The organism is Nonomuraea deserti (assembly GCF_004348685.1).
In the GTDB taxonomy this organism is placed as follows: Bacteria; Actinomycetota; Actinomycetes; order Streptosporangiales; family Streptosporangiaceae; genus Nonomuraea; species Nonomuraea deserti.
The window spans coordinates 23,118-31,906 of sequence record NZ_SMKO01000103.1; the positions used below are offsets into that span (position 1 = coordinate 23,118).

Consider the following 8,789-nt stretch of genomic DNA (forward strand, 5'->3'; position numbering starts at 1 on the left):
CTGGAGTCGTCATCCCTGCGAACCCCATGCCCATGAACGAGACCGGATTTGTGATCTGGTGCCCGTTTGTGCGGCGCTTACGGGCCGAACACTACCAGCCCGTTGGCTTTCCGGAACCCGCTTCTGCTGTGCGGGGTTGATACCCGAGAGATCGGTATGTAATCACCCTGTTACCCAGAGTTCACTAAAAAGGTGGAGCGACGTCCGAGAGGTCGTTCTCGAAGTCGCTCAGCCAGAGCCCGAAAAGCACCAAACCGCGCACCCAGAAGCGATCGTTCCACCCGTTGAACCTGGTCAGCGCGTCGGGGCCGCCCGCGATCACCTCGTGCAGCTCGTCCGACAGCAGACCCGGGACCCGGCTCACAAGGGTCTCCAGCATCCGGTGCGAATAATTTCGGGCAGGAACGGCCGTCGACCGCAGCGGCACCCGCCGCAGCGGCTGCTTGACGACGTTGGTCGACGGCAGCGCGGCGACCCGCGGGTTGGCCGCGTACAGCACCTCGCGGTAGAAGCGGCCCTTGTCTTTTCTGGCCACGCCGACCGACAGCGCCGCGTCGAAGAAGGCCGGATGGATGAACGGCGCCGCGAACGACGCCTCAGGGCCCACCAGGTTGACCGCCGAGCGCGCGATGCCCCGCACGGTCCTGGTGTGCAGCACCGACAGCGGCAGCTCGGCCCGGTGCCCGTGGAGCATGGACGTGGCCGCCAGGAACTGCTCGCGGACGGTCTCCTCCATCCACTCCGCCGCCGCCTTGGACAGGAACGGCTGCGACGGCGCGCCCAGCGACAACGACCTCAGCACGGCGGCCGAGCGCTCGGCCTGGGTCCTGGCCTCCAGGGCGGCCCCGCTGACCATGAAGTTCTTCAGCAGCGGCCCGCCCGCCAGGCCGTCGATCAGCATGCGGCCGGATCCGTGCACCTCCTTGGCGAAGGGGGCGTACCAGGCGTGGTGGGGCGTCAGGTATTCGAGCCTGCGCGCCACGTCGACCGCGTCGGCGGGATAGTCGGCGGGGTCCTGAGTGATCACCCTGTGCGGGATGCCCAGCTCCCTGGTGATCGACCGGGCGAACGCGATGTCGGTGTCGGTGCCGTCGTCGGGACTGGTGGTCCACGACTCGACGTCGGCCCCGCGGGCCTTGGCCACGCTCGCCAGCAGGCGCGAGTCGTAGCCGCCGCTGACCGGCACGAGCAGCTTGCGCCCTTCGTAGCCGGCGTACACGTCGTGCAGGAGCTCCACGATCTCGTGAGGGCTGATCCACGCCTCGTAGGGCTCGGTGCGCAGCCAGCGCGGCAGCCTGCGCTCGATCATCGGCCTGTCGTGCTCGAACACCAGCGCGCTCGACCCCGGCAGGCGCTTGACCTCGGTGTACGGGGTCGCCTCGCCCATCGGGAACGTCGCCTGGATGATCGAGGCCCACGCCGCCCAGTCGATCTCGATCGGCACCAGGCTGAGCAGCGGCTGGATCAGGGACGAGAAGTAGACCGCGTCGCCGTGGCGCACGTAGTAGACGTCGACCAGCCCCAGCGCCCCCGTGTGGAGCGTCACTCGGCGGCCGTCGCCGATCAGGCCCGGCGTCTCGTACGTCTCCGCCACAGCCATCCAGTCGTCCGGCCCGGCGGGCTTGCGCTCGCCCCAGGAGAACGCGAACGCCCCGTCGGCGCGGTGGTAGGGCGGCAGCGGCGTGGAGCTGAACAGTGCGGCCTCGGCCGTCTGGAGCGCCGGCCGGACCCTCGGGCCCGCGGCGGTCAGCTTGCCGAGCATGGCGGTGTCGATCCGGCCGAGAGCGCCGCATACGTAGGGCCGCACGTTGAACTGCACCGGATCTCATCCCTTCGAGACGCTTCCTGCAAAAGAGTATCCTTTGCCGGGCCGAGAGAGCGGAGGGCCGGTTGTCTACTGAGCTGGAAAGCACGCGGAGGGCGTTGCGGGATGCCGTGGCGCAGGCCGAGCGCGCCGCCGAGCTGGCCAGGCTGCTGGACGCCGCCCAGGCCAAGCTGGCGGCGGCCGAGCAGAGCGCCGAGGAGGCCAGGGCGCTGGCCGAGCAGCTGGGCGAGGCCGAGGAACGGCTGGAGGCCGAGCGGGCGGCGGCCGACAAGCTGCGCAAGGAGCTGGCCGAGCAGCGCTTCCAGGCCGAGGTGGCCAACTGGAAGCTGTCCTCGATCAAGGTCGCGCGGTGGAACCGGCTCGGCGACGCCATCAAGAGCGGCAAGAGCAACCCCATGCGGCTGGCCAAGGGCCTCAGGGGCGCCGCCAAGCCGGTCAAGCGGCCGTCCGCGCCCAAGCGCAAGCCCGTCGCCGGCGCGGGCAAGGCCAAGGACGAGCGCCCGGGAGCGGCGTTCCAGGCCACCAGCACCACCAGGACGCTCGGCGGCGCCTCGTTCAAGCTCAAGCCGTTCCGGGTGCCGACCGGCCCCAACACGCGGCCCCACCTGACGGCGGCGGTGATCGCCGATCCGCACGCCGAGGCGCTGCTGCGCTACGAGTGGCGGCAGACGACCGGCTTCACGCCGCGCGACTTCGCCAGGGTGCTCCCGCTGGAGGTGCCCCACCTGCTCGTGGTCGAGTCCGTCACGCAGGGCCCCTGGGCCGAGGAGATCGCCGGCGAGCCCGGCGACGGCCTCAAGGCGCTGCTGGCCTGGTGCGCCGAGCGCGGCATCCGCACGGTCTTCTGGCACACGGGTGGCGACGTGGCCGCCTACGCAGCGGCGTCCGAGCTGTTCGAGCACCGCTTCACGACCGACCTGACCGTGGCGTGGCCGCGGCTGCAGTTCGGGGTGCAGCCCCGGGTGCACAACCCGCTGCCGCTGGCGGGCGGGCGCATCGACCGGGTGCTCACGCTCGACCAGCTCCTGCCCGGCCACCTGGCCTACCCCGACGTGCTGACCTCCTACCGCTGGCCGGCCGCGGCCGACTGCCCGCCGGGCACGCCCCAGTGGCGGCTGGCCGAGATCGCCGCCTGCGGCACGCCCATCGGCACCGAGCCCGATGCGCGGCGGGCGCACGTGGCGCTGCGCAGGGCGTACCAGATGGGCACGATGACCGAGCGGATCGACGAGCTGCTCGACGCGATCGGCCTGCCCAGCGCCCGCGCCACGCTCAACACCTCCGTCCTGCTGCCCATCCTCGACCCCTACCTGATGGAGCACGCGCTGGCGCAGGTCGCCAAGCAGTCGGGCGTCGACCAGCTCATCGTCGTCGGGCCGCCGGAGGCCGAGCTGCGGGCCCGCGACGTGCTGCCCGACGTGGACGTGATCTACCGCAGGCCGCAGCCGTCGATGACCGAGGGCGCGATGCTCAACGCCGGCATCGACCTGTGCGAGGCCGACCTGGTGGCGGTCATGGACCCCCGCGACGTCTATGGCTCCCACTACCTGTCCGACCTGCGGCGGGCGTTCCTGTTCAGCACCGCCGACATCGTCGGCAAGGCCGCCTACTACGCCCACCTGCGCAAGCCGCAGGCCACGCTGCTCAAGCAGCCGGACGCCGAATACTCCTACCTTCCCGAGATCGCCGGCGCGACCCTGCTCGCGCGCAGGAACACGCTGCGCGAGCTGCGGTTCGCCGACCTCACCGACGGGTGGGACGAGGTGCTGATGCGGCAGTGCCGCACCGACGGGATCAAGGTCTTCTCGGCCGACCGGTTCGGTTACGTGCGCGTACGCGACGAGGACCGCTGGCTGCTGGGCGCCGCCCTCCTGGTCGAGTACGGCTCCGCCGAGCCGCACGCCCTCATCTGAGGCCGTCCTCATGACGCCCGGCGAGCTGGCCGAGGTGCTGGGGGAGCCGCCGGCGCCCGAGGGGACGTGGGAGCGGGAGGCCGCGTACGTCTCGGCGGCCGCGCTGAGGCGGCGCGTCCCGCCCGCGACGCTCGCCGCCCGGGTACGCGAGCTCGGCGGGGTGTCGCACGTGGACGTGCGGGAGAACGGGTTCCTGCGGATCGTCGTGAGCGTGCCGGGCGAGCTGGTCGAGTCGGTGGAGCCGCTGGACATCCCCGATCCCGGGTGGCCTGACTTCCCGCGCACCTGGGACAACCCCGGTTTCGTGGTGCGTTACGGGCACGCGCGGGCCTGCGCGGTGCGGCGGTGGGCCCGCGAGCTGGGGGTGCCGTCCGGTGGCTTCCCCGCCGGGCTGCCGGCCGATCCGTACGACCGGCGGGTGCTGCGGGTGCTGGCCGAGCTGCCCGGGCGGCTGGCGAGCCGGGATCCCAGGTGGGAGGCGTACCTCGTGCGGCTGGCGCTGGCCTATCACGACGCGCACGAGCACGCGCCCGCCGTGCCGATGGGGGACGCCCCTGCGGAGCAGGTGCACACGGCGCGGGTGCGGCTGGCGGAGGCGGTCGGCAGGGTGCTCATCGGGCCCGATCGGTTGTGATTGCTCACAAAATATCCGGCCAAACGGCGAAATGACGTAAAAATATCCCTTCTGATGCTTGATCGCGTCTCGATCCGTGGTCACGAGTCCTGGGAGGGGTGGCGGTTCCGATAGCCTCGATCGGGTGAGTCGATACGTCCATCCCGCCGGGGACCGCCACGCCGAGATGATGCCCCACGAGCGCCCGCCGCTGGCGCCCGCCGACATCAACCGCATCAACCCCGCGATCTGGCCCCGAACGTCGACGCGCGCCGCGGAAGGCGCGCTCACCGTCGGCGGCGTGGACGTCCGCGACCTGGCCCGCGATCACGGCACCCCGCTCTACGTCCTCGACGAGGACGACGTGCGCTCGCGCATGCGCGACTACGCCACGGCGTTCGCCGACTCCGACGTCCACTACGCCGGCAAGGCGTTCCTGTGCAAGGAGATCGTGCGCTGGCTGCGCGACGAGGGTCTCGGGCTCGACGTGGCCAGCGGCGGTGAGCTGGCCGTCGCGCTGAGCGTCGGGTTCCCGCCGGGGCGCATCACGATGCACGGCAACAACAAGTCCGCCGCCGAGCTGACCAGGGCGCTGGAGGCGGGGGTCGGGCACATCGTGGTCGACTCGTTCGAGGAGATCGCCCGCCTCGGCTACCACGCCGAGCGGCTCGGCAAGCGGCCCAAGGTGATGGTCAGGGTGACCACCGGAGTCGAGGCGCACACCCACGAGTTCATCGCGACGGCCCACGACGACCAGAAGTTCGGGTTGTCACTCAACTCCGGCGCCGCCGCGGAGGCCGTACGCCGCATCCTCGCGCTGCCGCAGCTCGAGCTGGTCGGGCTGCACTCGCACATCGGCTCCCAGATCGTCGACACCGCCGGGTTCGAGGTGGCCGCGCGCCGGCTGGCCACCCTCCTCGTGCAGATCAAGGACGAGCACGGCGTGGTGCTGCCCGAGCTCGACCTGGGCGGCGGCTACGGCGTCGCCTACGTCGACGGCGACGAGGCGCCCGACATCAAGGAGCTGGCCGACGGCCTGCGCGAGATCGTCACCAAGGTCTGCGTCGACGCGGGCCTGCCCGTGCCGCGCCTCACGGTCGAGCCCGGCCGCACGATCGTCGGCCCCGGCGGCATCACCCTCTACGAGGTCGGCACCGTCAAAGACGTCGAGGGCCTGCGCACCTACGTGAGCATCGACGGCGGCATGAGCGACAACGTGCGCACGGCCCTCTACGGCGCCGAGTACACCGCGGTGCTGGCCAGCCGCGAGAGCCAGGGCCGGCCCATGCTCAGCCGCCTGGTCGGCAAACACTGCGAGAGCGGCGACATCATCGTGCGCGACTGCCACCTGCCCGCCGACCTCGCCCCCGGCGACCTGATCGCGGTGGCCGCGACCGGCGCCTACTGCCGTTCGCTGGCCAGCAACTACAACTACCTGCCCCGACCCGCCGTGGTGGCCGTGTCGCGCGGCGAGTCCCGCGTGATCGTGCAGGGTGAGACCGAGGACGACCTGTTGAGGGGGCAGCTGTGAAACCGCTGAAAGTGGCGCTGCTGGGCTGCGGCGTCGTCGGCACCCAGGTCATCCGGCTCATGCACGAGCAGGCCGGCGACCTGGCCGCCCGCATCGGCGCCCCGCTCGAGCTGGCCGGCGTCGCCGTGCGGCGGCTGGGGCGCAAGCGCGACGTCGAGGTCGGCCCCGAGCTGCTCACCACCGACGCCGAGGCGCTGGTGACCCGCGACGACGTCGACATCGTGATCGAGGTCATCGGCGGCATCGAGCCGGCCCGCTCGCTGATCGTCGCCGCCCTGTCGGGCGGCAAGTCGGTGGTGACCGCCAACAAGGCGCTGCTGGCCGAGGACGGCGCGAGCCTGTACGAAGCCGCCCGCCAGGGCAACGGCGACCTCTACTTCGAGGCCAGCGTGGCCGGCGCCATCCCGCTGCTGCGCCCCCTGCGCGAGTCGCTGGCGGGCGACCACGTCAAGCGGGTGCTGGGCATCGTCAACGGCACCACCAACTACATCCTCGACAAGATGGACACCACGGGCGCGTCGTTCACCGACGCCCTGGAGGAGGCGCAGACCCTCGGCTACGCCGAGGCCGACCCGACGGCCGACGTCGAGGGCTTCGACGCCGCCGCCAAGGCCGCCATCCTGGCCGGGCTCGCCTACCACAGCCGCGTCACGGCCGCCGAGGTGCACCGCGAGGGCATCACCGAGATCACCGCCACCGACGTCGCCTCCGCCAAGGACATGGGCTACGTCATCAAGCTGCTGGCCATCTGCGCCCGCTCCGACGACGGCCGCTCCTTCGGGGTGCGGGTCCACCCGGCGATGATCCCCAGGTCGCATCCGCTGGCCGGGGTGCGCGAGGCGTACAACGCGGTCTTCGTCGAGGCCGAGTCGGCGGGGCAGCTCATGTTCTACGGCAAGGGCGCCGGTGGCGCGCCGACGGCGTCCGCCGTGCTCGGTGACCTCGTGGCCGTGGCCCGCAACCGCCTGGCCGGCACCCGCGGGCCCGACGAGTCCACCTACGCCGACCTGGCCGTGCACCCCATGGGGGAGACCGTCACGCGCTGCCACGTGGCTCTCGACGTGGCCGACAAGCCCGGCGTGCTGGCGCGGGTGGCGGAGCTGTTCGCCAAGCACGACGTGTCCATCCAGACGGTGCGCCAGGAGGGCCACGGCGACGACGCCCAGCTCGTCATCGTCACCCACCGCGCCACCGACGCCGCGCTGTCGGCGACCATGGAGGGGCTGCGCGAGCTCGACATCGTCCGCGCGGTGGCCAGCGTCATGCGGGTGGAGGGCGACGACTAGCGCGTTTCCGCGACGCACGACAAAGCTGAGGAAGGCCGGCGCCGACACCACGAACGCCACCACGGCGGCCGCCGCGCATCGTGCCGGTGAGGACGAGGAGGGCGAGCACACCGACGGTCACGGCTGCGAGAGTGCGGCCATCGCTGCTGGCGGCGGGGCGAGAGCATCCGCGCATACCCTTCGTAGTTCACGCCTTGTCAGGACATCGGAGTCTTCGCGGACATACGGGGATTATTGCCACCCCAGTAAACTGCAGCCACTACCGTTGCATAAGTTCCTGGACGAAATCCGGGAACGCGGCCGCTTATCCCCTATGCCATAGGGCCTGCCGAATGTGCCGGCTCCTGTCTACCAGTCAGTAAATCGGGCGTAAGGTAGGCGCCGACTGAGTTCCGAGCGTTCGAGGAGCGCCCCTTCATGTCCGCCGCCCTGCCCGCCACCGGGCCCGCCACCGGGTCCTCCACTGGGCCCGACAGGGGGCCCGACAGTGGGCCCGCTGCCGGGCCCGCCACCCCCAGCGGCTTCGTGCGCACGCCGGAGAAAGGGCTGGGCCGCCTGCACTGGGCAGACGGTCGCTGGGCGGTCGACGGGCAGCCGCCCGACGTGCCCGGGCTACGCCCCCTGCGCGGCCTGGAGATCGAGTGGCCCGCCGCCGCCGTGCCGCTCGACGGCCTGCTGAGCCTGGCCGCCGCGGGCATCCCGCTGACGGCCGAGCGCGCGGAGCCCTGGGTGCCGGCCGGGCTCGCCGAGCTGCTCACCGACCGCGACTGGCTCCGCCACGCCGCCGACGGCACCGCGCGCTCCCTGGCCGACCTCCGGCGCGAGGAGCACAGCGTACGCCTGCGCCGGCTGGCGCATCCGGTCGCGATCCACCCCAAGATCAGCATCGTCATGTCGAGCAAACGGTCGAGCTTGATCGGCGCGGCGCTGGCGCAGATGGAACGCCAGCGCGAGGTCGAGGCCGAGGTGCTGCTCGGGTTGCACGGGGTGGGGTTCGAGCAGGTGCGCGAAGCGGTCGAGTCCTGCTCGCTGCCGGTGAAGTGGGTCGAGGCGGAGGCGTCGATGCCGTTCGGCGAGGTGCTCAACCGCACGGCCGCCCTGGCGAGCGGCGACCACCTGGCGAAGTGGGACGACGACGACTGGTACGGCCCCCGCCACCTTGCCGACCTGTTCATGGCGATGTCGTACACCGGCGCCGACGTGGTGGGCACGACCGCGGAGTTCTTCTACCTGGAGCCGCTGAAGGCGACGATCAGGCGCACGACGTTCGCGAGCGGGGCGCGTTATCCGAGCGAAGTGTGGTCCGATCATGTGGCCGGAGGAACGATCATGGTTTCTCGCTCAAAATTCAAAGAAACAGGGGGATTTCCTGCTGTGCCTCGCGCTGTCGACCTCGAGTTTCTGAAAGCTGCGCTAAAGGCCGGCGCGCGAATCTACCGCACCCATGGGCTGGGCTACGTCCTGCGCCGAGGGCTCAGCGCCGACCACACCTGGCAACTGCCTCTCGCCCACTTCCTCAAGGTCGCCGCCAACCAGTGGCGCGGCTTCCGGCCGAGCCTGCTGATGGAAGCCGCATGACGCCACCAGGGGGCGCCGACGGCGCGCCCGCCCAGCCCGCGAC

Annotated in this window: 6 protein-coding genes; 5 read left to right on the plus strand and 1 reads right to left on the minus strand. The window is 71.5% G+C overall.

All coding sequences use genetic code 11. From position 1 onward, the window contains the following. Window positions 1–184: 184 nt before the first annotated feature. Window positions 185–1,819, minus strand: a complete 1,635-nt coding sequence (locus E1292_RS30315; protein ID WP_132599070.1) for an asparagine synthetase B family protein — start codon at window positions 1,817–1,819, stop codon at window positions 185–187. A 71-nt stretch (window positions 1,820–1,890) separates the two neighbouring features. Here E1292_RS30315 and E1292_RS30320 point away from each other — a divergent pair, with 71 nt between their 5' ends. The 5 genes from E1292_RS30320 to E1292_RS30340 all read left to right on the plus strand — a co-directional run bounded on the left by E1292_RS30320 (window position 1,891) and on the right by E1292_RS30340 (window position 8,746). Continuing rightward, entirely contained in the window at window positions 1,891–3,738 is a 1,848-nt protein-coding gene (locus E1292_RS30320) for a dehydroquinate synthase/iron-containing alcohol dehydrogenase family protein (RefSeq protein WP_246090438.1), read from the plus strand. Between the two features lie 10 nt (window positions 3,739–3,748). Further along, window positions 3,749–4,372 carry a DALR anticodon-binding domain-containing protein gene (locus E1292_RS30325; protein WP_132599072.1) on the plus strand — a complete coding sequence of 208 codons (624 nt, stop codon included), beginning with the start codon at window positions 3,749–3,751 and terminating at the stop codon, window positions 4,370–4,372. A 124-nt stretch (window positions 4,373–4,496) separates the two neighbouring features. Then, window positions 4,497–5,882 carry a diaminopimelate decarboxylase gene (gene lysA / locus E1292_RS30330; protein ID WP_132599074.1) on the plus strand — a complete coding sequence of 462 codons (1,386 nt, stop codon included), beginning with the start codon at window positions 4,497–4,499 and terminating at the stop codon, window positions 5,880–5,882. After that, on the plus strand, window positions 5,879–7,168 hold the full coding sequence (locus tag E1292_RS30335; protein WP_281284066.1) for a homoserine dehydrogenase: 1,290 nt from the start codon (window positions 5,879–5,881) through the stop codon (window positions 7,166–7,168). The genes lysA and E1292_RS30335 overlap by 4 nt, the downstream gene beginning before the upstream one ends. A gap of 417 nt (window positions 7,169–7,585) precedes the next feature. After that, window positions 7,586–8,746, plus strand: a complete 1,161-nt coding sequence (locus tag E1292_RS30340) for a glycosyltransferase family 2 protein (RefSeq protein ID WP_246090439.1) — start codon at window positions 7,586–7,588, stop codon at window positions 8,744–8,746. Window positions 8,747–8,789: the final 43 nt, after the last annotated feature.